A 19,958-nucleotide genomic window follows, 5' to 3' on the forward strand; every position below is an offset into this window, starting at 1 on the left:
ACAGCCCTGCACTCATTACCATAGATCCTGTAAAAGATATTCAACTCTCTAGAAAGGAAACAACGCATGAGTAACCAAACGATTAAACTGAACGAACATGGCAACATCGATATTGATTACTACACACGGCTTGCATCCCAGCAGCGTAGTGAATACATCGCGCTCAAAGCCGCGGCGCTCACGGCCAAAGTCAAGTCCTTGTTCCGCAAGTCCTTCTTGGCTGAGAAGCTGCCGACGCTGTCTGCCAGCCATTGATCTGCGCTCCGTTACCGCTCAATCACCTTGTGTATAGATTGGCTGGTTTCGCGCACACCGGCGAACCAGCCCGCTTGAAGCTTGGAACGCATTTCGAAAAACACCTCCAGCCGGGCGGTTCATTCAGGTTTTGTGGGCTGCACCATGAAGACCACGACCTTGCGCAGCATAAGGATGTGCATCATCGCAGTGGTGTGCTTGCACCCAGCGAGACACCGGGCCAAAAACTCAAAGCTCATTCACAGAACGGATAGCGCTATCCACAGTGATTTGTCCGTTCTGGGCCAAAGTAGCAGTCCGACGCGCAGACTCATCCGATACAAGTCGATCAAGGCATCAGTTGCCACGACCGTATCTGGGACCTTTTCACGGTGAGGGATCCCTGTGTTATCGGCCGTGTTCAACAATCAGTTAGTCGAAAATCACTTTTTTGAAACTTTTCCTGCCCCCCTCCCGTAGCTGGTCTGGGCGTTACGGCCAGCCGGCCGGACGACAAATACAAAAACAGGCGGAACCGTTTTAATAACGGCATCTGCCGGGAGAAAAAAATGCGACTCGAAAAAAGCTACAAGCGAGCAGCGTTAGCATCAGCGATGGCATTGGCCGTCGCGGGGCCCATGCCTGCCCATGCCCTTTTGGGAGGCCTACTGGGCGGCGACGGAAGCAGTGCGGGCGATGGACAGCCATCTGAAACCAACGGCAACGTTGGCTTCTTTAGTGATCCTTTCGCAGAGCCCACCATTCAGGTGGACGGTGAACAGGTGGCAACCAGCGAACGATGCATCGTCGATGCAAGCGGCAGTCTGCAATGTAAACCCACAGCCGGTACCATTGCTGTACTTGGCGACGGTCGCTTTGTTTATCTGAATGCGCTGGAAGGGACAGAAAACGCAGAGCTGGCCGTTATCGCCCAATTCGGCGAAGTATCTGTCAACGACCAGTCTCGCGTCATGACGCTCGACGAAAACGACCAGCCCAGCTGGGCCAAGCCTTCGCCGATTGATGGCGGTGCCAACCCGGATGGCAACGACAGCACCACGCTGACTGACGGTCTGCTGGATACCGCCGACAATACCGCACAGAACGACGGTGCCCTTTTCTGCGCCGACGTCGTATTTCTGTCTGATGGCAGGATGATGGCGGTAGGCGGCACCGACTACTACTCCGAGCCTGGCGTCGATGGCTTACCGGTGGGTGTTGTTGAGCTGGAGGGTCTCCGAGCGGCACGGATCTTTGATCCTGCGACGAACACCTGGAGCCAGAGTGGCAACATGGAGTTCGGTCGCTGGTATCCAAGCCTGGTAAGCCTGGCGAATAGCGACGTATTTGTAGCCAGTGGTGTCACCAAGCTTCTCAAGCCGGTGTACCCAGAAGACCCGCTTCAGTCTGGCCGCAACGTGCCACAAACTGAAACTTACGATGCCGACACTGGCACTTGGAGCAACAACGGTACCGCGGCTCAGCGTTCCCTGCCGCTCTACCCACGTATGCACCTGCTGCCCAACGGCCACGTCTATTACAACGCTGGCGGCCAGGCCTTTAACCCCTTCGGCCAGGCTTACGACCAGGCGCTGTGGAACATCGTCGGTACCTACAATCCGGAATCCAAGCAGTGGACAGACCTTGGCTATGCCGGCCTGCCGCTTCGCCTCAATGAGCTCGGGCTTTCGGAACTGAGCACCACACTCAACCCGACCAATCTGGATCCGAACCAGGTCGAGAGCCTTCTGGGTGACCTGGTCGGTCAGACCCTGACCGACCCGACAGAAGCCGTCGCTCAGTTGCTAGAAACAGAAGTTGATGAGCAATCACTGGAGCGTGCCATTGGTGCCGGCATGCGTGGGTCGACCTTCTCGATCCAGCTTCCACTGCGCCCTGACGCAAACGGCGGCTACCACACCTCCGAGTTCCTGACCGCAGGCGGTGTACCGACCTACGTTGCCGCTGGCAGCCCGGGTGGCTACCTGCCGGTGTCATCATCGCGTATAGATACCGTTGCAACCAACGGTGACGACATGGCGTACGAGTCGCGCCTGACGGGCTCGCTGAACCAGCCACGCTGGTACGGCTCTGGCGTCATGATGCCGGACAACAGTGTCATGGTCTTTTCCGGCGGTACGCGCGACGGTGTTGTTGCGACTGGCCTGGAAGGTGCGATCATTCAATCCGAGCGTTTTGATATCGAAACCGAAACCTGGCAACCAATGGCGTCGGCGAACCGTGAGCGCACCTATCACAACACAGCCGCGCTGATGCCGGATGGACGTGTTCTGATCGGCGGCCATTCGCCTATCAACACGGCCTATGCGTCGTTTATCAACTTCGACGAGCTTGGCTTTGCTGACTACGCAGGTCGCGATCCGTCATTCGAAATCTACACGCCACCTTACGCCATGAGAGATGACCGCCCGGTCATTGAAAAAGCGCCCGTGGCTGTAATGACCAATGGCGGTGTCTTCGATATCCGCACAGACCGTGATGATATTGATCAGGTCATGCTGATCCGTCGCAAGGCAACGACTCACCTGACTGATGGCGACCAGCGCGCCGTTGAACTGCCCATCGTTGATCGCCGAAACAACAAGGTGCGCGTCAAGATGACCGGCAACCGCGCGGTGCTTCCAGCAGGCCAGTACATGCTGTTTGTGAGTTACGAAGGCGAAGACGGTATGCGTCTGCCCTCGAAGTCCACCCCCGTCAGCGTGCTGGCTGATCCGAGTGCACCTAACGGTCCTCTGGTTACCCAGCTTGAGCCAGCGGCCTCCACGGACGGCAATGACGATGGCGGCCTGATCGGTGGTCTGACAGGCATCCTCAGCGATCCTGGAACCCTGCTGGATCCGATCCTTGACATAGGGTCAGGTGCCACCAGTGCTGTGCCTACTCTGGGTCAGCTTGAGGACGGCACACCGCAACTGCTGAACGAGCTTGGTGTAGCAATTGACGGTGGCATGAACGTCCTCGGAGACACAGTCAACAGCTTGCCTGGTGTATCCGAAGACCTCATCGTTGACTTTCTTGCTCAGGCAGATGGCGCGTAATGCGTTGCCTGAATAATAGCCGGCCCCCTCGGGGCCGGCGATACGTCAACTTGCTTGCCGTTCCGGCAATCCTCGTGTGGGCAGCGGTTGCGCACGGCCATGGCGAAGGCTCTGGCGAGGACAAAGGCACCGTGCATGCAGTTTTGGACCCGTTACCTCCGGAGCTGTCGGAACTGCGCGTACAACTGCGCAGGACCCTCGCACCGCAACTGCTGGTTGCCAACCCAACGGGCAAGTCTCTGGTGGTCGAAGATGAGACCGGTCGGCCGTTTTTGCGCATTGGCCCTGACCATGCCGAAGGCGATCTGGGAGCAGCGGCATTCCACCGTACCAACGCCTTAATGGCGCCCGGTGCAATCCCCGCCGAAGCTTCCGAAGACCCGCGCTGGGCTGTGGTCGAAGCCACTCCAAACTGGGGCTGGTTTGATCTGCGACTGCGCACTGACAGCGTCGATGTCCCTGATCAGGTTGTCGACAGTGGTAAAACCGCGTCCATCGGGACATGGTCACTCCCTGTTCAGTTTGGAGATACGGTCAGTATGATCTCTGGGCATTTCGAATACCGCCCGGATGCCAACGGCATGATCCAGGCAAACGTGGCGGATCTCGGAGCCTTGCAGGGTAAAGCAATGGTGCGGGCCATGCCTGGGAGTTCCCGTCCGGGACTGTTTCTGTCCTACTACGGCGATTCCCCGCTAACACTGATGGGCGAGCAGGATGAACCCTTCCTGCGATTCTCTCAGCAGGGCGTGGAAGCAAATCGCAACAGCCCCACCTGGGCCACCGTTGCGCCGGCAGGTGCACCGTCATACGTTGGAAACGACAACGGGTCGGAAGTGCTATGGGCGCGGATTTCCGGTGGAAGCAGTTATGGCTGGATCGAACCGCGGACAAGCTATTCTGGCCGAGTGGAGAACCCTTCACAGCCGGGTTTGGTCAAGCGCTGGCAGATACCGATCCAGATCGGTGACAGCCGCAGTCAGATTCAGGGAAAGAGCGAATGGTTCCCGATTGAGCCAGAGGCTGACAAGGGGCATTGAGAGCTATGTTGATAAATGCCGGGCCCGGGTGCCTTGAAAAAAGTCTACGCTTGGAAGGATCGGTCAGGGGCTGATACTAGCATCCATGCCGGCAACCACCGCCGGCGTTATGGTCGCTGTAATGGCAGTACTTGCGGCCCTGTCCGGAATGATTGTCGATCCTGTGCAGACGGCGATGGGTTTGCATCGTCGCCGACTGCACAAACTATCTGGCGTTGTCCTGGATTACGCCTCACCCGCCAGCTCACTCGCGGCTTCCAGTTCATCCATCGCTTGCTTGAGAACCTTTTCCGACTCGCTGTGCTTACCCTGGCTGTGCAGCGATTCGCCTTTATCCCGAAGTGCTTTAATACTGGCCGTGGCCTCACTGTCCAGCTTAACTGTGCTGAGCTTTTCATCAATCTCAGCGACCAAAGAAGGGCACTGGCCAGCCAGTGCCGTACTTGATAAAAATACCATCATTAACAAAGCCATTAGATAACGCATGATCTTTCCTTGTTGTTGGGACTCACTCAGAAAGCATAGCTGATCGAAAGCCCATGCAACGTTAATTCGCAGAATTAATTACAGCAGGGCGACGGCGCCACAATTTGAAAAAAGGAGAAGCGCCCATGATAATGTTTGGCACTTCTCAGCCCGTGTCGGGCAGGCTTCCACCCAGCATGTTTTCGATGACCGCGGCGTTATAGAAGGTTTCGACGGACTGGATTTTTTCGTCTCGAACGCGAAACCAGACGGCAAGACGAACATCCCCAATCGCGTCAAAATAGGTTCGATAATCGAGGATCGCGAACACAGACTCGCCATCGGCGCTGAGTTGGCGCAAGACCAGGTCTTTCTGGATGGCAAACATCCCAAACTGATAGCCCAGCATGTCTTCACGGCTAAGAAATCGCATGTTCGGGCCCACATATTCAAAGCCCTCCACTGCCAGCAGCTCCTTGGCTTCATCCAAGCGCTGGGCGCGGATGTGCTCTATGAAATGAGCCACAATGTCCCTCGGCTGCATGAACGTCCTCCAGACTTTGAATTCGGCAACGTCGATTGCCCTGCATGCCTCCAACAGTATCCTAGTAAGCCCTATCGAGACAGGGCTTGGCCGTTACTTCAGGCTATCAAGAATTTCCTGCACATGCTCTGCCGGCTTTACCTTGCCGAAATGGCGGACAATCACGCCTTTTTCATCAATCAGGAATGACTCACGGTTCACCGACATCACCTGTTTGCCGTACATGTTTTTCTGCTTCAGCACTTCGTACTGGTTCACCACCACTTCGTCCGGGTCCGCCAGAATCGGGAAATTCAGCGACTCTTTTCGGGCGAATTTTTCGTGTGACTTAACCGTGTCACGACTCACCCCCAGCACCTGCACTCCCTGGCTTGCAAGCTCGTCCAACCGGTCCCGGAACTGCTGGGCCTCGATGGTACAGCCGGGCGTGTTGTCACGTGGGTAAAAGTAGAGCAAGACTTTCTGTCCTTGATAGGCAGACAGAGTGTGCTCTTTGCTTTCCTGGTCCTGCAGAGTGAAATCAGGTGCGGTTTTTCCTTCCCAGCTCATTGGCGTTTTCTCCCAGTAAAATATCCATGTCGCATTAGATACGCTTTTTTGCTTTATTCCTATCAAGACTCCACCGAACGACGGGCTGGATGCGTTGTGTGGAATTATTGACCTGACTCTTCTGTGAACGCATACCTCATCTGGGCGATGCGTAGGCGCTATTTGACTGACTAATATTAAAATTGTGCCCGACGGGAGCATTTCGGTCGAGCGCAGCTTTTCCTTGGATAAAACATTGATTGGAGCTCGCGATGAGAATTAGAAAAACAGTTCCCCGAATTTCCAGAAGGCCAACTCCGATATTCTCTTTTATAGCCGCCTTAAGCCTTATGGCGCCATTGACAGTGGCAAAAGCCGCCGATGAGGATGGGTGTTACTTTCCACCAAATGATTGCCTATCAGTTTCTTCCGACTGGACGAGTTCCGGTAATCTCAAGCTGACGATGAGGAACAACTGCCAGGCAGGCATTTACGTTAGATGGTGTGTGCTCGAGTCGGACGGCAGCGACGGCTGTGGGGCCTCCCACATTGGCCGGGGACGGTCCTACTCCTCGGTCATGTACAACCCGGATGACAGTGGTCGCCACGCCTGGCGATTCGTAGGCTCGGAACAGGCGTCGAAAGACTGGGTCTGTTCGGGCAAGATCTCTAACTGGAATGAAGACATGTCATACTATTAAGTCGAAGCTGCGGGAATAAGGTGCTCGAAACTGCCGGTGAGCCTGCTTTCCGGCAGCGCACCTGGTCGTCACAGCGTGTAGTTGTCAAAAATCTTACGGATTTCCCCCGACTTGATCATCTGATAGATCTGGGAATCAAAGGCCTGCATGAAATCGAGCAAGAAAGGCCATTCACCGCTTTCCCTGGCCGTTTTTGAAAATCCGATATAGACCGGGTCCGTACCGACTACCGCGCCCACTTCATACGTTACATCCGTACGCCTGTCGTACGTTTCCGATGCATATATCTGCTTTGTCAGAAACTTAAAGGCGTTCTCTTCCATCATGATGCAGTCAACTCGCCCTTTGAGCAGCATCATGACGTTCTGTGCGGCGCCGTTGGCCGTTTCGTACTGGATTTTTCCTTCATCAACCAGCTGTCTGAACGCCTGACCACCCCAGCCGTCAAATCCGGCGACGTTGCTGATGCGCAGGCCGACATAGTCATTCGGCCAGTCAGGCCGGGGCTGTTTGAGCACTTCCTGATCGCAGATGGCAAGAATGGTTTCGGTATAAAATGACAACGAGTAAGGATAGAGATAAGGCCAGTCGTGGCCATGAAAGAAAACGGGAGCCAGCCCAATGCCTTCGCCCTGCTCCATGATGCGCTGACCACGTTTCCAGGGGATGGGTGTAAGCGTGACATCGTAGCCTTCCATCCTGGAAAAAGCGGTGCGAAGGATGTCGATGTAGACCCCTTTGGCTTCTCCCTTTTCATCACCGTAGGAGAAAGGCTCATAGGCGCTGTCTACATAGATCTCGATGTCCTGCCTGGTTGCATGTGCGACAGACATACAAATCATCAGGACCACCCCAGAAATGTATTTCATATCTCCTACCCCAGACAAGCCAGTCTCATTAGTGAAGATAGTCCAATTGATTCAATGATTTACTCGTCGTCATCATCACGCAGGCGCTCCTGCCGCTCAGACTCTTCTTCCTTAGCGGCATCGATTACCGCCATCAGCTCGTCCACGTTCGCGCTTTGGGTGGCGTGCTCGAAACAACCGGTGAGCCTGCTTTCCGGGTGCAGGTCGCCGCTTTCGTACAGGGCCCAGATTTCCTTGCCGTAGTCGGTCAGCAGAAGCTCCGGGGCAAACTTGCCGAAATACCGGCGCATATTATCCACATCCCGCTCCAGCATTCGCTCGGCGCTGTTGTTGCCGGCGGCGTTGACCGCCTGGGGCAGGTCGATAATCACCGGGCCCTGGCCGTCCACCAGCACATTGAACTCCGACAAGTCGCCATGAATCAGCCCGGCGCAGAGCATCCGCACCACTTCAGCAATGACCCGGGCATAATAATCCCGGGCCTGATCCGGTGTCAGGGTAACCTCATCCAGCCGCGGCGCGGCATTGCCCTGATCATCGCCAACCAGTTCCATCAGCAGAACCCCGTCCACAAAGCCGAAGGGTTCCGGCACCCGCACACCCGCCTCAGCCAGGCGATAAAGGGCATCCACTTCGGCATTCAGCCAGGCGCTTTCCTGCTCTTTCTGACCGTAACGGGTTTTTTTGCCCATGGCCCGGGCGCGGCGGCTATTGCGGACCTTCCGCCCCTCCTGATATTCCACGGCCTGCTTGAAGCTGCGCTTCCTCGCCTCCTTGAACACCTTGGCGCAGCGTACCTGGTCGCCACAGCGAACCACATAGACCTGGGCTTCCTTCCCGCTCATCAACTGGTAAAGCACTTCATCCACCATGCCATCATCAACAAGCGGCTGTAATCGCTCAGGTACTCGCATAAAATCCGACAGTCCTATTTGCCCTAATCGGTTCATCTTACAGAGAAGCGTCTTCGGGCTCCAAATAGCTTCGGCTCGCCCGCCCCTTCTGTTAGGGTAGCCAGCCTTTAAAGATCGCCGACCGGGACCCCTGCATGCCCTCACCCAAGCAACACCGCTGGTTTCCGCTGCTTATTTTCCTGGGCGCAGCCTTCACCTTCAGTGTCACGATGATCGGCACCACCATGCCGACGCCGCTTTACCCGATCTACCAGGACCGTTTCGGGTTTTCCGACCTGATGATCACCATCATTTTTGCCGCCTATGCCTTTGGTGTGATCGCCGCACTGATAACGACCGGGCGCTGGTCTGATCAGATAGGTCGCCGGCCTTTACTGTTTGCGGGCCTGGCTTGCGCCATCATCAGTGACCTGGTGTTCTGGCAGGCCGATGGCCTGGGGATGATCCTGACCGGCCGGGTGCTCTCGGGGCTGTCCGCAGGGATCTTTACCGGCACGGCCACGGTGGCCGTCATTGAGCTTGCCCCACCCCACTGGCGGGAGAAAGCCACTTTCTTTGCCACCGCGGCAAACATGGGCGGGCTGGGCCTGGGGCCAATGTTAGCGGGCGCGCTTTCCCAGTACCTGCCCTGGCCACTGCATCTGACCTTTCTGGTGCACATTGCCATGGCCGTGCTGGCCGTGTGCTGCATCTGGGCCGCGCCTGAGACCGTCTCGAAACCTGCTCGCCCCAAACTGTCCATCCAGCGCCTGAACGTGCCAGCGGAAGTCCGCGGTGTATTCATTCCCGCCGCCATTGCCGGTTTCGCGGGCTTCGCCATGTGCGGCTTCTTCACCTCCATCGCCCCGGCGATGATGGGCAAGGTCCTGGGCTACGACAATCGGTTGTTGATCGGCGTTGTGGCCGGCAGCATCTTCATCGCCTCAACCCTGGGGCAGTTCCTGCAGGGCACACTGCCGCTCAGGCTGCGCCTGCCGCTGGGTTGCGTTTCCCTGATATTCGGTGTGATCCCGATAGCGCTAGGCATATACACCCAGTCCCTCGCGCTGTTCATCGGCGGTGCCGTGATTGCCGGTATGGGCCAGGGCATCTCATTCCGCGCCGGCATGGGCGCCATCGCCGCAGCCAGCCCGGTGAGGGAGAAGGCCGCGGTGACGTCCACGTTCTTTGTTGTGGCCTATATCGCTATCTCGGTGCCGGTGATCGGCCTGGGATTGATGGCAAGCATGACCAGCCTGAAGACGACCGGGATCACGTTCGCCGCTGTGATGGGATCACTGGCGGCGCTGGCTTTAGTGCTGTTGATTCGGCGGGAGCGGGTAGGGGTAAAATCGATCAGAAGCTAGCTGCTCTCCAGCTCAGCCCGGACGTCTCGAAACACCTCTGGATCCCGAGATTCCAGTAACTCTGCAAACTCATAAGCGTTAAAGCCATCGTATTGCTTTTCGGGACGACGAATTGGCAAGTCCGGATTCGCGCCCAACTCCAGCAATGCACTCAGGTAGTCGACATTGGCGTACAGCACAGCCTCGTGTACCGGCGCAAATCCGCGGTGATAACCGTTCACACTTTCCCCCTCGCGGCAAAGTGCCGAAGCAGCGAATAACCCCGGCGCTCCATGATCGAGTTGGCACCATGTGTATCCAAAGACGCGCCCACGAAATTAACCAAAGGTTGCGAACAATCGCCCATCGCGCTCATTGCTCTACCACAGCGCTCGTAGGGCCAATCAAAGTGCGTTAGAAGCCAGTAAGCCACTGATGGCCTGATCACTGAACTGTTACGATCGAATGGGCTCCATGGCATTTCCTGCGGGTCGAGAAGCGCAATAACGGTAAGCCCCCAGGCGTCCGAGCCGAAAGCCCAGGTGCGATAGACCATTGGAGAGAACGCCATAAAAATGACCAAAACCACTCCGCCAATAGCGAGTGACTTTTTGTGGTTCAGGCGGTTTTTTGCAATCACCTCGCTCTTCCTTGAACTTGGTTAATGGGGTTTTCACACCCTGGCCAGTAAAAATTTAGAGGGCCGACAGTGCGGGCCTAGTCGAAGGCGCCAAGATACCAGCCAGAGAAGAAAAACAGAAACATAGAAACCACAAAGCTTGTGTAAGGCACAGTCACCCAGAGTTTCAATGAGAGCGGCAGCGGTTCAAACTCATCCCCCATTCTCGATTCAATACGAGGCCCTATTCGGGGAATGTGCCGGAAGACCACGAATGCGAACACGTGCATCACCCTCATCCAGCGCCCGATCGGACCGTTTCCCCAGATACTGCGAATCTCATCGAGTTGCTTGCCTGGAGTCGCTATCCGTCGTTCTACTTCCATCGTTTTTCGGAAAAACAGCGTGACCATCAGCACGAGCAGAATGATCGCGATTCCTAGAGCAGCCGCACCCACAACTGCGGCTGTTGCAGTCAATTGCTCCTCACTCATGAACTACCTCTCGGAGCTTCTCGCCGACAGCCTCACCCGTATTTCTACCGACCTGACTGCCGGCCGCAGCACCGAGGCCACCAACAATCACCGCACAAGCCACAGCGCCAATGCCTGCTGAAGTGACTCCGAATGCCAAACAACCATATGAAGCACCCGCCCCTAGAGTGCCACCTGCCATGGAGCCAACTAACTTGCCACCTTCCCGATACGAAACCACCTCATAAGCCTTATCGTCCCCTGCCGTGCAGGCTTCGTGAATTTTCATCACAGCCAGAGTCGCATCCAGAGTAATGCCGATATAGCCAGCGCTTCGAGCATATCGAGCGCCCGTCGCCAAACGCTCGTAGTGGGTGGCATAGCCTGGAATCTTACCAACCCCGGCAGCTTTCCAATGATGCACAATACTTTTCGAAGACAACCCCAGCGCTTTTTTCACCTTCGCATCATCGTCCAGTGACATGCCTTTGCGGGCCACGCTGCCCAGCGAGAAGTCCAGTTTTCTGTAAAGTGCCTGCCGCTTCTCGAAAAAGTCCGGATTGTTTAGGTGTCCATGCTTTCGGAAGCTGTCCTGATAGAGCTTTTCAATGTCTCTTAATGTGTTTTCGATGCTCTTGATCTGCTTTGAGACCATGACTGCACCAGCGCCAAGCCCCTCAGTACCCGTTGAGGTCACGACTTCCAAAAGATCGTAATACTTGATCAGAAACTGCGCCTCGTCCTCATCGAGCGCCCGCACTTTTGCATTCACCTGTGCGGCTACATCCATCAAGTCTGCTTCTTCCCGAGTACACTCCATGCCCTCCGGATCACCCAGCACAATCATTTCACCGGGTAAAACTTGACTGCCAAGGCCGGGATTCAGGCGATCGAAGCTGTTGGGCTTTGCAGATGCATCTCCATATAAACCAGCTAACAGAGTGGTCTTGCTCATTGGGCTCTGAACAACGTGGAACCCCGGCTCAACGGTAGTCTTCTGCTCATCTGTCTCCGATTCTGGACTGACATCACAGTTGAAGATCCGGCAGCGATGGCTCATGGGTGGGGTGGATGCTTGGGCTTGGAGTGTGGCGCCAAAGGGTCACCAACGCGGGCAACTGGCTTTCCATCAATCAACACATTCGGTGAACCGGCGATTACCGGAGTGGGCGGAAACCCGGCGTGATCCGTGCCGAGATCGCCTAACAACACGATCTTCTTACTCATTCCTTTGCTCCTTCGATCCTTGAGGGAGTTGGCCATCCAGTCAATAGCTTGCCTTGAACACACTGGAACTTAAAAGCATTTATTGGCGTATTATGCCAAAAGCATTCTTGAAGGACCCGCATCCATGGCAACGAGAAACATCTTACTCACCGCCATCAATCACAAGTCGTTGATCATCTTGTGGCTTCTGGTCGCTACCAGAATGCCAGTGAAGTGCTGCGGGCAGGACCTTAGAGCAAACGCTGGAGGGAACCGTTTTCGAAGCTTATGTACAGCTTGGCAACCAGTACTTTCTATTTCTGACCGACGACATCCTTCACGTTCTGGCACTAAGGGCCAGAAAATAAATCTGTGCCGGTTTTCACTCAAGTCCACATCTTCAAAACTGTGTGCCGTTTCGTCACACAGATTGACCAGGATGAGGACTCTTGCTATCGTTCACCCTGACACTGACCAATATGGGCCATTTGATAATAAACGCCTGGTCGGGAAGTCATATAACTACGGAGAGCACGGGAATGAAAACTCAGACTAATGAGGCGGGCAAAGATCCTCGTCTCGTCGCACGAGTGGATAAACAAACGCAGCAATTTATCGCACAAGCTGCTGAGCTATCCGGGATGACGATGAGCCAGTTTCTGATTGATTCAGCCCGCTCAAAAGCTGAAGAGGTTGTGGATCGGGTTACCAGAATCCAGGTTTCCATTGAAACAGGAAACAGGATGCTTGAAATCCTGGATCGGAAGCCTCGGAAGCCATCGAGCAAGCTCATGCAGGACGCACTGGACTACAAGGAATCCATAAATGATACTGCCACGACAGACGAGGCTGACGCCGATTCAGAAACGCCATAACCGCAAGGCTTTTGATTGCGGTTATGCTGACCTGAATGAATTCCTGGCTCACAGCGCCAGAGCTTCCTCTGACAAGCGGATGACCCGAACCTTCGTGATAGAAGATCCTTCCGATCCAAACATGATCATGGCGTACATCACGCTAACCTACACAACGATTGATTTACCTGTTGAGTGCACGCCTGCGCGGAAACTGAAGAATCCTGTGCCTGCCTTACTCCTTGCCAAAATGGCCGTCGATAATCGATACAAGGGCTCCAGCTACGGAAAGCGCCTTCTCACCTTTGCGATCAAAGAAGCATCAGAGACCTCTAAAAGAGTCGGTGGTGTTGGTTTGGTGGTCGACGCAAAAGACAATCATGCGAAGGCGTTTTACCTTAGCCGGGGCGGCGATGATTTCGAGATTATCGATGAGAGCGGCCTAAAGCTTTGGCTTCCCATTGATATCTGCGATGCCATCGCAAAGACACTGGGTGAGCCGTGAGTCAAGGTGGTCATACGGTAACCCCCCCCTTTTTTAACCCTGATCCAGCAAGAACACCTGCATGCCATTGCGTCCTGTCTTCAACGTGAAGCCATCGCACCCGAGGTTTTCCGGCGCAACATCGTGGTGTCTGGCCTGAACCTGCTGGCCCTGAAGGGCAAGCAATTCCGAATCGGCAATGTGGTGCTGGAATACACCGGCCTTTGCCACCCCTGCAGCAAGATGGAAACCTCACTGGGGCCCGGCGGGTACAACGCCATGCGCGGGCACGGAGGAATCACAACGCGGGTGGTTGAGGCGGGTGACATTGCTCTTGGGGACGACGTCCAGGCCTGTCTATGAATTGGCGAATTGGCCGGGTAAGGGTTACCGGTGTGGTGATCAAAGATCGGAGTCCAAAAGGCAGATTTTCAGGCGGTGCCATCAGTTTCAAAATGGACGTGGCCATCCAACGGATCAAACCGGCAGTTCAATAATTTCACCAACAACACCCTCTTCACTCACCTGCAGCCGCCCCACCGTGATCGGCAGAGTAAAGCGCCGGGGGCCGGCGCCGCCTGGATTGAAATAAAGCACATCGCCAATCCATTCATTGCGGGGTTTGTGGGAGTGGCCGGCGATCACTACGCGGTAACGGCCTTGCGGATCGAAGTCGAGGGTTTTGACGTCGTGGAGCATGTAGAAAGTATGGTCAAGGAATTGCGTTTCCTGAATATCGGGAAGCGTTGCTGCACGCCCTGTTGTGTCGATATTGCCCCGAATCGCAATCACCGGTGCGATCGCCTCCAGCGCTTCCAGAACCTCGTCACGCCCAACGTCACCGGCATGAAGGATGATGTCCGAGCCCTTCAAAACCTCCAGGGCTTCGGGACGCATCTTGCTGTGGGTGTCTGCGATCACTCCGATTTGCATGTTTACGCCTCGTTCAATCTCTCAGTCGACCTACCAGGCCGGTACGCGTGGCCAGGCAGGTAAGCGTTGCTATAGTGAAACAAGACCACCTGATTCTCAATGTAAGCCAGAACAGGTAAATGCATATCTATCCCGGTAGGATTTCCCCATGCCCACTTATACCGTCACGGTCGCGAATCTTTCCCTGTCGCAGCAGGAGAAATCACAGATCGCGGAGGCCATAACAACGGCCCATAACACGCAAACCGGCGCGCCCCGCTTTTTTGCCCAGGTTCTGTTTTTCTCTACCAATGAGAGCGAGCACTTTGTAGGTGGCAGAGTGAACACGACGCCCCAGGTTTTCGTGCACGGCCTGGTACGGCAAGGCCGCAGTATCGAGATCAAGCAGGCCCTGATGAGCCAGATGCTTGAAGCGATAGCCCAAATTGCGGGCATCACTGCTGAGGACGTCTGGATTTATCTCCAGGACATTCCAGCCACTCAGATGATCGAGTTTGGCCGGTTTCTTCCAGCTCCGGGAGACGAAGCTGAGTGGGAGCGGGAAATGACTCCAGAAAAGAGGTCCAGTTTACCCAAATGACCAAGATAAGAGATCTGTCGCGGTTCTCCCCGCAGGGGGGGTTGACCCCACGGAGATCCCAATTGTCAATGGTTTTTCGATTCCCGATAAACCTCACAGGCCTTGTCTCGCTCGCGTGCCAACTTGGGATCGCTATTCCCCATAGCCGCAACCGTCGCCGCGTTGCACACCTGACGAGCCTCCTCCAACCCGGAAAGCTTAGGTGCGGCGCCTATATTGGCAACTGTGGGCTTGAAAGACACAGCAGCATTGCAATACATGTTCTGGATCTGCACCTGCCGCCAATCGTCTGGTCTGGATTGCTTCAATTCCAAACACAGCGCGTTGAAAAGCCTTGAGGCCGTAACGGTACACTCTGAGAACTGCCTGATGTTTTGCTGATAATTCGCACAGACACTTTCCGGGCGCACTCGCCATAACTGATGCTGAAATGAAACGGGAATACCCTCGTATTGTACGATGACGGGAGTAACCTCTAAGTTTCTGGTTTCGTTGAAATGATTCGATACCGTTGACTGCACCGTATTCAGATACGCAGAAAACAGCAAACTTACAGGGTCCAAGATCTTGTACTCCAGAATACATCCCAATCGAAGGTCAGAGACCTCGACAAATCAAAACCCAACTGCTGCCGGAAGCTCATCGCTTCTGGCGCAATCATCAACCAGCCCAGTGCTCCCAGGTTTGCCAGAACCGCCAGCCAGAAAACGAACTGATAACTGCCCTTCCGCGTTTTATGCCGAAAAACCTGCTGGGCCATAAGCGCGCCGGGCCAGCCACAACAAACCTCAAAAAGGTGCAGCGTATTTTCCGCCGTACGCTGTCCGCCCCGCTGCGCAGCCGCTTTGTCCATCCCGTACATCACGAACGACACCACGCTTACGCCACCGTAGGCAGCCAGGACAGAAATGGGCAGATAGTGCTGATAAAACAGGCTAGCCAAAAGGGCGAAAAACCCCAACACAAAAACACCGGCCAATAAGGTTCCGGGCGCAAACTTAGCGCCGATCCCGGCCGCACCCAAATACTCGAAACGCCCAGCCCTTAGTCTTCCCTGAGCATCTCTGGTGACGGTGTACTTCACCTTACGATCAGACACGGGACGGCCCTGACCCGCATAAACGCTGATATGAGCAAAAACTCGCTCGCCACCGGCCTCTGGGGTGATGAAACCGAAACCCTTGTCGTCGCTCCAGGCGGTGAGCAATCCTTTCTGGTTCATCGCACTTTTTCCTTCAACTCTTTCACATGCCTAACATGAGCCCGATTAGTCGAAAAGGATTCCTCGAGGCGACCAGAAGCGACTTTTTCCAGAGCTTCTTCCACCTGCTCCGGGCTCAGCACCGCTTCCTGCTTCGATTTGATGTAACGAACATAGCCAAAACCTCGCGTTACATTGTCAGGCACCGGTGTTTTGAATGTGTTGTGACCAACAAACACCACCACCGAATGCATCTGGTGGTCGCCCAACCCAAGCAGCGCTTGCAAGGTTTTTACGTGCTTGTAGTTCTGATGCAGTGGGTTCTGAAACTTATGGTTGGATCGGAAAATTTTCTGAGTCCAGAAACGCTGATGGGGGCTGCCGAAAATCCAGCCCTTCATGTTCTTCGTTTCTACAACGAACACGCCAAATTCCGAAACCAGGACGTGGTCAATCTGCGTGGTGCCGTCCGGCGTGGGGAGGGTGACGTTCTTGATCAGGTGATAGCGGGATTTATCCAGGAACAAACGAGCCGAGGCGTTAACGAGAAATTCGCCAACCTTGCCTTTGAACCAGGGTGATTTAATCAACCCCCCGATAACGGCGAGTGGTATCAAATACCACAGGAAACCAGTCAGTTGCTGGTAGATCGGGCTGAAATCCATCGTGCAGACGTCCTTGTATTACTTCCTTCGCTTAAGCGTGAAAGATAAATCAGTCTTTCGTTTTGCACCTTAGGATTTTTGTAACGCCAAAGAAAGCCGAGAAAATAGATCTGTCCCGGTTTTCCCACGATTCTCATGGCGGGCCATCCTAAATTCAGATTCTCCGCAAAGCCTCACTAAGGTCCAACTCGCGAAAGGTCTGGCGCAACGTGTCTGCCGCCAGTCGCGCCTCCCACTGCCTGCGCTGTTCCAGCACTGCGTTGCTGGCAGGCAGAGAGTCGGGTACGGCCATTGCATAGTCGCGCAGTAGATCGCTCCGGCATTCGATGACAAGATCGGACGACACCGTCGTACCGGACTCGGAGTAAGCAAAGCAGCGCTGGACAGTTCGCCTGGCACTTTCCAGCTCCACCGGTGAGATCCCAGGCTCGCGGGTATCGTTGTCGGGGACCAGCAATACGTTCACGCCGCGCCCGGTGATGGCCTCGCCACGCCAGGTCAGGTTGAAATCGGTCCCTCGGAGACTACTGCTGTGAATGGTTATGTCGAACGCTCTTATTGGGAAAATACATCTTTTCCGGTTTACCCTACTAATACCCTACAAAGGCACCAGAGTATAAGCCGCCTTCACCCTGCCCATTGTAAGCATCGCATCCCCCGGGTTCAGACCATTTTTCCGCAACTGCGGCATCACCATCCGGCCAACGCTCTGACAGCGAGACCGCGCAATGCCATGTTTGACAAAAATATCGGCAATGGCCTTAGGCTGTGCATCCGGATCAGATTTAAGCAAGGCGCCGATTTCAATCGCACAGGCCTGTTCCGCAGGATCCGTGGTCCGTTTACTGCGCCAGACCAGAAACCCGACGATGAATGCAAAAATACCGGCGATCAAAAAATTCATGACGCTCTCGCTTGTGGCGTTAATAGGGAAGATATACCTTTTGCGGTATTCCTAGTGCTTCGGCTCTGTAAAAACGATCTCTATCGGCAACCCCTCTGAGTCGGCGACGGGCGAAGTAGGAACGGTTTGCAGTGCCTCATCCGGTGCACACGCGACGACCAGCGCAACCAGTGCATCCAACACATCGTCCCTCGCCACGGATTTGCGGGGATAGTCATCCAGGGCTTCGCTGACCATGTCACGGGCGTTCGGAAACACCCTTTCGAGCAACGCCAACCGCTGCTCGAAACCATCGGACTTCTTTTTCTTAGTGGCAAGCGCTCTGCGGCCATTCAGAGCCCAGAAGCACACCTCTGGGTGAACCTCTCTGATCGAAACCTTTCGACCGCTGTTGCGCAGGAATTCATCGACTTCCCTGATTTTTGGTGTGATCGCAAAGGCCTGCTTACTGAGCTTCTTGCCAATCGCCTGAACGCTCAGTGCCTTAGCCTCCTCGTAGTTGCGCGCCAAAAGCACAGACCTGCATGGCGCGGGAAAAACCGAAGAGGCCTTGGCGCGGCCGAGGAGTTTTCGGACTTCCACGTCGCATACGCGGCCGGCTGAGCCCTGGTCGATCAGGCCGATTGGGATATCGATGCATACTTTGGAGTTATCGGGGAGCGAATCGAATAGGTTTGAAATGCTTTCTTCCACTCCGAAGGTGATTTCTTCGCCCGCTTTTTGGAAAAAGAACCATCCGGATTTGCATCCGTCTATGCCGACTGATTTGGTCATTGGTTCCTTACAACTCCGAAATTTGCGGCAGTTATGGAGCGGCGAAGTGGCGCAGACATTGTCCGGTACATTCGCTTGTTAAGCCTTCGGCTCGTTTAGCCGCTCATACCAGTCCCGATAGGGAGTGTTTTTGACGAGATGGCGGTTATAGTCCCTGGCGCCGTCCTGCCACCAGACCGGCCCACGTTCACCCAGAGCGACCTTCGCGTCATTCACCGAGCGGCGCGCTGCGGCCAGGCGCGCATCGTCGCTTGCAGCCTTGGCCGCTTTGACCTCGCGGCGAGCGCTCATCAACCTCTGGACATGAGACGCTCGCTCAGGCTCAGAAAGAAATGGATTGGCGACGCGCCACAACCTTCCTCGAACCACCATGTATCGCCCATCGGGGGTCACTGGATATTTCATGTAAACCTAGCGCTAAGCACGGCGGCCACGGAATGGAGCCGAAGCCGTAGAGCCCTGGCTTAAGCTGATTTTCAGAGCGGAAATACCACCTTATCATCGCCTTCCTGCCAATCCGGGAATTTTATCATGGCCTGCAGGAACACTGGATGTTCCAGCCAATCCCCCAGCCATTTCTGTAAATTCGGATAGGGCAGACTGTAAAACACCTCCCGATCGACGTGGGCGAATTGGCGTACAAAAGGCATGATGCCAATATCAGCGATGCTGATGTTGCTCCCCAGGAGATAGCGGTTCTTGGCCAATAGGGTTTCCAGCGCCTGCAAAAAGACCTCACCCTTCTGCTGGTAATCCAACTGGGAGAGTTCTGGATGGCGATCCGCGTATTTATAACGATCCAGCCAGTGTTTGAATTCATTATCATTGCAGTCGATCAGGGCATTAGCGCTTACTAAATCAGTATTCAACAAACCCTTTGGATCACTCTGCCGCAACGCCCCGCCCATTCGACGATTTCCCTGCTTTCCTCAATAACGAGCCTCTCAGAACGATCGCCTTCTGCCAGCTCCAGAACAGGAACTGTACCTTTGGGACTGACCGCCAGCATCTGCGCCGGCTTGTTTTTTAGCACGATCTCCCGCAGCTCTACCGTCAGTCCGGCAAACAAGATCCCGAGCCGAGCGCGCATAGCGTAGGGACAACGACGGAAAGAATATAAACGAGGCAGCAGAGAGGTAATGGCGTGGCTCCTGGCTGAATAAAGGAAGCTGATCATGGGGAAAGCCGAGAAAATAAATCTGTCCCGGTTTTCTGGTCCGGTTTTCTGGTCACACCTTCTTCACGAATTCCGACTTCAGTTTCATGGCGCCGATACCGTCAATCTTACAATCGATGTCGTGGTCGCCGTCTACCAGGCGAATGTTTCTCACCTTGGTGCCAACCTTAACTACCGAACTGGTCCCTTTAACCTTCAGATCTTTGATCACAGTCACCGTGTCGCCATCCTGCAGCTCGTTGCCATTCGCATCGCGGATCATACTCGCAGCTTCTGCGGCCTCCGTTTCAGCAGCGTTCCACTCGTGTGCGCACTCGGGGCACACCATCTGCACGCCATCTTCGTAGGTGTATTCTGAGCCACATTGAGGACACGGTGGGAGTTGGGACATAGAACTTTCCTGTGA

General features: G+C 55.0%; 29 protein-coding genes and 2 pseudogenes. 12 read left to right on the plus strand and 19 right to left on the minus strand.

All coding sequences use genetic code 11. The features are described from left to right. Positions 1-66 precede the first annotated feature (66 nt). The 4 genes from E5Q11_RS08450 to E5Q11_RS18120 all read left to right on the plus strand — a co-directional run bounded on the left by E5Q11_RS08450 (position 67) and on the right by E5Q11_RS18120 (position 4,817). Positions 67-255, plus strand: a complete 189-nt coding sequence (locus tag E5Q11_RS08450) for an RSP_7527 family protein (RefSeq protein WP_135802962.1) — start codon at positions 67-69, stop codon at positions 253-255. A 548-nt stretch (positions 256-803) separates the two neighbouring features. After that, on the plus strand, positions 804-3,296 hold the full coding sequence (locus E5Q11_RS08455; protein WP_135802963.1) for a galactose oxidase early set domain-containing protein: 2,493 nt from the start codon (positions 804-806) through the stop codon (positions 3,294-3,296). A 74-nt stretch (positions 3,297-3,370) separates the two neighbouring features. Further along, a complete protein-coding gene (locus E5Q11_RS08460; protein WP_225314883.1) occupies positions 3,371-4,336 on the plus strand; it encodes a hypothetical protein in 966 nt (321 codons plus the stop codon). 109 nt (positions 4,337-4,445) lie between these two features. Beyond that, positions 4,446-4,817, plus strand: a complete 372-nt coding sequence (locus E5Q11_RS18120; protein ID WP_323053112.1) for a DUF6635 family protein — start codon at positions 4,446-4,448, stop codon at positions 4,815-4,817. A gap of 150 nt (positions 4,818-4,967) precedes the next feature. Here the strand turns inward: E5Q11_RS18120 and E5Q11_RS08470 are convergent, their stop codons facing one another. Further along, on the minus strand, positions 4,968-5,345 hold the full coding sequence (locus E5Q11_RS08470) for a nuclear transport factor 2 family protein (RefSeq protein ID WP_135802966.1): 378 nt from the start codon (positions 5,343-5,345) through the stop codon (positions 4,968-4,970). 93 nt (positions 5,346-5,438) lie between these two features. Beyond that, positions 5,439-5,894 carry a thioredoxin-dependent thiol peroxidase gene (bcp, locus tag E5Q11_RS08475; RefSeq protein WP_135802967.1) on the minus strand — a complete coding sequence of 152 codons (456 nt, stop codon included), beginning with the start codon at positions 5,892-5,894 and terminating at the stop codon, positions 5,439-5,441. 485 nt (positions 5,895-6,379) lie between these two features. On the opposite strand from bcp, the gene E5Q11_RS08480 reads away from it, so the two are divergent. Beyond that, the gene (locus E5Q11_RS08480) at positions 6,380-6,574 is read left to right on the plus strand and encodes a hypothetical protein (RefSeq protein ID WP_150960203.1); all 195 of its coding nucleotides are present in this window, start codon (positions 6,380-6,382) and stop codon (positions 6,572-6,574) included. A gap of 68 nt (positions 6,575-6,642) precedes the next feature. Here E5Q11_RS08480 and E5Q11_RS08485 read toward each other — a convergent pair whose 3' ends face one another. Then, positions 6,643-7,407, minus strand: a complete 765-nt coding sequence (locus E5Q11_RS08485; protein WP_210426299.1) for a substrate-binding periplasmic protein — start codon at positions 7,405-7,407, stop codon at positions 6,643-6,645. A 95-nt stretch (positions 7,408-7,502) separates the two neighbouring features. Continuing rightward, positions 7,503-8,357 carry a PA4780 family RIO1-like protein kinase gene (locus tag E5Q11_RS08490; RefSeq protein WP_135802970.1) on the minus strand — a complete coding sequence of 285 codons (855 nt, stop codon included), beginning with the start codon at positions 8,355-8,357 and terminating at the stop codon, positions 7,503-7,505. Positions 8,358-8,491: 134 nt separating this feature from the next. Here E5Q11_RS08490 and E5Q11_RS08495 point away from each other — a divergent pair, with 134 nt between their 5' ends. Further along, positions 8,492-9,703 carry an MFS transporter gene (locus tag E5Q11_RS08495; protein WP_135802971.1) on the plus strand — a complete coding sequence of 404 codons (1,212 nt, stop codon included), beginning with the start codon at positions 8,492-8,494 and terminating at the stop codon, positions 9,701-9,703. On the opposite strand, the gene E5Q11_RS17985 is transcribed toward E5Q11_RS08495, so the two are convergent. The 5 genes from E5Q11_RS17985 to E5Q11_RS08515 form a co-directional block, all read right to left on the minus strand. Continuing rightward, on the minus strand, positions 9,700-9,924 hold the full coding sequence (locus E5Q11_RS17985) for a hypothetical protein (protein ID WP_225314884.1): 225 nt from the start codon (positions 9,922-9,924) through the stop codon (positions 9,700-9,702). The genes E5Q11_RS08495 and E5Q11_RS17985 overlap by 4 nt on opposite strands. Continuing rightward, on the minus strand, positions 9,921-10,322 hold the full coding sequence (locus E5Q11_RS17990; protein WP_225314885.1) for a hypothetical protein: 402 nt from the start codon (positions 10,320-10,322) through the stop codon (positions 9,921-9,923). The genes E5Q11_RS17985 and E5Q11_RS17990 overlap by 4 nt, the downstream gene beginning before the upstream one ends. Positions 10,323-10,399: 77 nt before the next feature. After that, positions 10,400-10,795 carry a hypothetical protein gene (locus tag E5Q11_RS08505; protein ID WP_135802972.1) on the minus strand — a complete coding sequence of 132 codons (396 nt, stop codon included), beginning with the start codon at positions 10,793-10,795 and terminating at the stop codon, positions 10,400-10,402. Then, on the minus strand, positions 10,788-11,729 hold the full coding sequence (locus E5Q11_RS08510) for a hypothetical protein (protein WP_135802973.1): 942 nt from the start codon (positions 11,727-11,729) through the stop codon (positions 10,788-10,790). Before E5Q11_RS08510 ends, E5Q11_RS08505 begins: the two co-directional genes overlap by 8 nt. A gap of 101 nt (positions 11,730-11,830) precedes the next feature. Next, positions 11,831-12,001 (minus strand): PAAR domain-containing protein, encoded by a 171-nt coding sequence (locus tag E5Q11_RS08515; protein WP_135802974.1) that lies wholly within the window; start codon positions 11,999-12,001, stop codon positions 11,831-11,833. A 124-nt stretch (positions 12,002-12,125) separates the two neighbouring features. On the opposite strand from E5Q11_RS08515, the pseudogene E5Q11_RS08520 reads away from it, so the two are divergent. From E5Q11_RS08520 to E5Q11_RS08540, 5 genes and pseudogenes are all read left to right on the plus strand, one after another. Then, positions 12,126-12,229 (plus strand): annotated as a pseudogene (locus E5Q11_RS08520) (ribbon-helix-helix domain-containing protein); the annotation flags it as partial. 290 nt (positions 12,230-12,519) lie between these two features. After that, positions 12,520-12,855 (plus strand): type II toxin-antitoxin system TacA family antitoxin, encoded by a 336-nt coding sequence (locus E5Q11_RS08525; RefSeq protein ID WP_135802975.1) that lies wholly within the window; start codon positions 12,520-12,522, stop codon positions 12,853-12,855. Beyond that, the gene (locus tag E5Q11_RS08530; protein WP_135802976.1) at positions 12,806-13,339 is read left to right on the plus strand and encodes a GNAT family N-acetyltransferase; all 534 of its coding nucleotides are present in this window, start codon (positions 12,806-12,808) and stop codon (positions 13,337-13,339) included. The genes E5Q11_RS08525 and E5Q11_RS08530 overlap by 50 nt, the downstream gene beginning before the upstream one ends. Positions 13,340-13,381: 42 nt before the next feature. After that, complete coding sequence (locus E5Q11_RS08535) at positions 13,382-13,681, plus strand: MOSC domain-containing protein (protein ID WP_225314924.1); 300 nt, start codon at positions 13,382-13,384, stop codon at positions 13,679-13,681. Then, positions 13,678-13,815 carry a DUF3010 family protein gene (locus E5Q11_RS08540; protein WP_135802977.1) on the plus strand — a complete coding sequence of 46 codons (138 nt, stop codon included), beginning with the start codon at positions 13,678-13,680 and terminating at the stop codon, positions 13,813-13,815. Before E5Q11_RS08535 ends, E5Q11_RS08540 begins: the two co-directional genes overlap by 4 nt. Here the strand turns inward: E5Q11_RS08540 and E5Q11_RS08545 are convergent. Further along, the gene (locus tag E5Q11_RS08545; protein ID WP_135802978.1) at positions 13,796-14,251 is read right to left on the minus strand and encodes a metallophosphoesterase family protein; all 456 of its coding nucleotides are present in this window, start codon (positions 14,249-14,251) and stop codon (positions 13,796-13,798) included. The two genes, E5Q11_RS08540 and E5Q11_RS08545, sit on opposite strands and share 20 nt — an antisense overlap. A gap of 148 nt (positions 14,252-14,399) precedes the next feature. Between E5Q11_RS08545 and E5Q11_RS08550 the strand changes: the two genes are divergently transcribed. After that, positions 14,400-14,831 carry a tautomerase family protein gene (locus E5Q11_RS08550; protein ID WP_135802979.1) on the plus strand — a complete coding sequence of 144 codons (432 nt, stop codon included), beginning with the start codon at positions 14,400-14,402 and terminating at the stop codon, positions 14,829-14,831. 65 nt (positions 14,832-14,896) lie between these two features. Here E5Q11_RS08550 and E5Q11_RS08555 read toward each other — a convergent pair whose 3' ends face one another. The 9 genes and pseudogenes from E5Q11_RS08555 to E5Q11_RS08595 all read right to left on the minus strand — a co-directional run bounded on the left by E5Q11_RS08555 (position 14,897) and on the right by E5Q11_RS08595 (position 19,943). Further along, a complete protein-coding gene (locus E5Q11_RS08555; RefSeq protein ID WP_168215634.1) occupies positions 14,897-15,394 on the minus strand; it encodes a hypothetical protein in 498 nt (165 codons plus the stop codon). Then, on the minus strand, positions 15,382-16,053 hold the full coding sequence (locus tag E5Q11_RS08560; RefSeq protein WP_135802980.1) for a DUF1294 domain-containing protein: 672 nt from the start codon (positions 16,051-16,053) through the stop codon (positions 15,382-15,384). The genes E5Q11_RS08555 and E5Q11_RS08560 overlap by 13 nt, the downstream gene beginning before the upstream one ends. Continuing rightward, positions 16,050-16,697 carry a nuclease-related domain-containing protein gene (locus E5Q11_RS08565; protein ID WP_135802981.1) on the minus strand — a complete coding sequence of 216 codons (648 nt, stop codon included), beginning with the start codon at positions 16,695-16,697 and terminating at the stop codon, positions 16,050-16,052. Before E5Q11_RS08565 ends, E5Q11_RS08560 begins: the two co-directional genes overlap by 4 nt. A 154-nt stretch (positions 16,698-16,851) precedes the next feature. Beyond that, on the minus strand, positions 16,852-17,043 hold the full coding sequence (locus E5Q11_RS08570) for a hypothetical protein (RefSeq protein ID WP_135802982.1): 192 nt from the start codon (positions 17,041-17,043) through the stop codon (positions 16,852-16,854). Between the two features lie 252 nt (positions 17,044-17,295). After that, a complete protein-coding gene (locus E5Q11_RS08575; protein WP_135802983.1) occupies positions 17,296-17,601 on the minus strand; it encodes a hypothetical protein in 306 nt (101 codons plus the stop codon). A 51-nt stretch (positions 17,602-17,652) separates the two neighbouring features. Further along, positions 17,653-18,375, minus strand: a complete 723-nt coding sequence (locus E5Q11_RS08580; RefSeq protein WP_135802984.1) for a DUF429 domain-containing protein — start codon at positions 18,373-18,375, stop codon at positions 17,653-17,655. Positions 18,376-18,453: 78 nt separating this feature from the next. Next, positions 18,454-18,780, minus strand: a complete 327-nt coding sequence (locus E5Q11_RS08585) for a hypothetical protein (RefSeq protein WP_135802985.1) — start codon at positions 18,778-18,780, stop codon at positions 18,454-18,456. Between the two features lie 71 nt (positions 18,781-18,851). Continuing rightward, a pseudogene (locus tag E5Q11_RS08590) lies at positions 18,852-19,465 on the minus strand (glutathione S-transferase). A gap of 139 nt (positions 19,466-19,604) precedes the next feature. Continuing rightward, positions 19,605-19,943 carry a zinc ribbon domain-containing protein YjdM gene (locus tag E5Q11_RS08595; protein ID WP_135802986.1) on the minus strand — a complete coding sequence of 113 codons (339 nt, stop codon included), beginning with the start codon at positions 19,941-19,943 and terminating at the stop codon, positions 19,605-19,607. Positions 19,944-19,958 lie beyond the last annotated feature (15 nt).

It is taken from the genome of Marinobacter confluentis, from assembly GCF_004785685.1.
GTDB classification, from domain to species: domain Bacteria; phylum Pseudomonadota; class Gammaproteobacteria; order Pseudomonadales; family Oleiphilaceae; genus Marinobacter; species Marinobacter confluentis.

Coding starts and splice junctions, on each gene's coding strand:
- E5Q11_RS08450 (WP_135802962.1), top strand. CDS start 67: ATGAGTAACCAAACGATTAAACTGAACGAACATGGCAACATCGATATT.
- E5Q11_RS08455 (WP_135802963.1), top strand. CDS start 804: ATGCGACTCGAAAAAAGCTACAAGCGAGCAGCGTTAGCATCAGCGATG.
- E5Q11_RS18120 (WP_323053112.1), top strand. CDS start 4,446: ATGGTCGCTGTAATGGCAGTACTTGCGGCCCTGTCCGGAATGATTGTC.
- E5Q11_RS08470 (WP_135802966.1), bottom strand. CDS start 5,345: ATGCAGCCGAGGGACATTGTGGCTCATTTCATAGAGCACATCCGCGCC.
- bcp (WP_135802967.1), bottom strand. CDS start 5,894: ATGAGCTGGGAAGGAAAAACCGCACCTGATTTCACTCTGCAGGACCAG.
- E5Q11_RS08485 (WP_210426299.1), bottom strand. CDS start 7,407: ATGTCTGTCGCACATGCAACCAGGCAGGACATCGAGATCTATGTAGAC.
- E5Q11_RS08490 (WP_135802970.1), bottom strand. CDS start 8,357: ATGCGAGTACCTGAGCGATTACAGCCGCTTGTTGATGATGGCATGGTG.
- E5Q11_RS08495 (WP_135802971.1), top strand. CDS start 8,492: ATGCCCTCACCCAAGCAACACCGCTGGTTTCCGCTGCTTATTTTCCTG.
- E5Q11_RS08505 (WP_135802972.1), bottom strand. CDS start 10,795: ATGAGTGAGGAGCAATTGACTGCAACAGCCGCAGTTGTGGGTGCGGCT.
- E5Q11_RS08510 (WP_135802973.1), bottom strand. CDS start 11,729: ATGAGCAAGACCACTCTGTTAGCTGGTTTATATGGAGATGCATCTGCA.
- E5Q11_RS08515 (WP_135802974.1), bottom strand. CDS start 12,001: ATGAGTAAGAAGATCGTGTTGTTAGGCGATCTCGGCACGGATCACGCC.
- E5Q11_RS08525 (WP_135802975.1), top strand. CDS start 12,520: ATGAAAACTCAGACTAATGAGGCGGGCAAAGATCCTCGTCTCGTCGCA.
- E5Q11_RS08530 (WP_135802976.1), top strand. CDS start 12,806: ATGATACTGCCACGACAGACGAGGCTGACGCCGATTCAGAAACGCCAT.
- E5Q11_RS08540 (WP_135802977.1), top strand. CDS start 13,678: ATGAATTGGCGAATTGGCCGGGTAAGGGTTACCGGTGTGGTGATCAAA.
- E5Q11_RS08545 (WP_135802978.1), bottom strand. CDS start 14,251: ATGCAAATCGGAGTGATCGCAGACACCCACAGCAAGATGCGTCCCGAA.
- E5Q11_RS08550 (WP_135802979.1), top strand. CDS start 14,400: ATGCCCACTTATACCGTCACGGTCGCGAATCTTTCCCTGTCGCAGCAG.
- E5Q11_RS08560 (WP_135802980.1), bottom strand. CDS start 16,053: ATGAACCAGAAAGGATTGCTCACCGCCTGGAGCGACGACAAGGGTTTC.
- E5Q11_RS08565 (WP_135802981.1), bottom strand. CDS start 16,697: ATGGATTTCAGCCCGATCTACCAGCAACTGACTGGTTTCCTGTGGTAT.
- E5Q11_RS08575 (WP_135802983.1), bottom strand. CDS start 17,601: ATGAATTTTTTGATCGCCGGTATTTTTGCATTCATCGTCGGGTTTCTG.
- E5Q11_RS08580 (WP_135802984.1), bottom strand. CDS start 18,375: ATGACCAAATCAGTCGGCATAGACGGATGCAAATCCGGATGGTTCTTT.
- E5Q11_RS08585 (WP_135802985.1), bottom strand. CDS start 18,780: ATGAAATATCCAGTGACCCCCGATGGGCGATACATGGTGGTTCGAGGA.
- E5Q11_RS08595 (WP_135802986.1), bottom strand. CDS start 19,943: ATGTCCCAACTCCCACCGTGTCCTCAATGTGGCTCAGAATACACCTAC.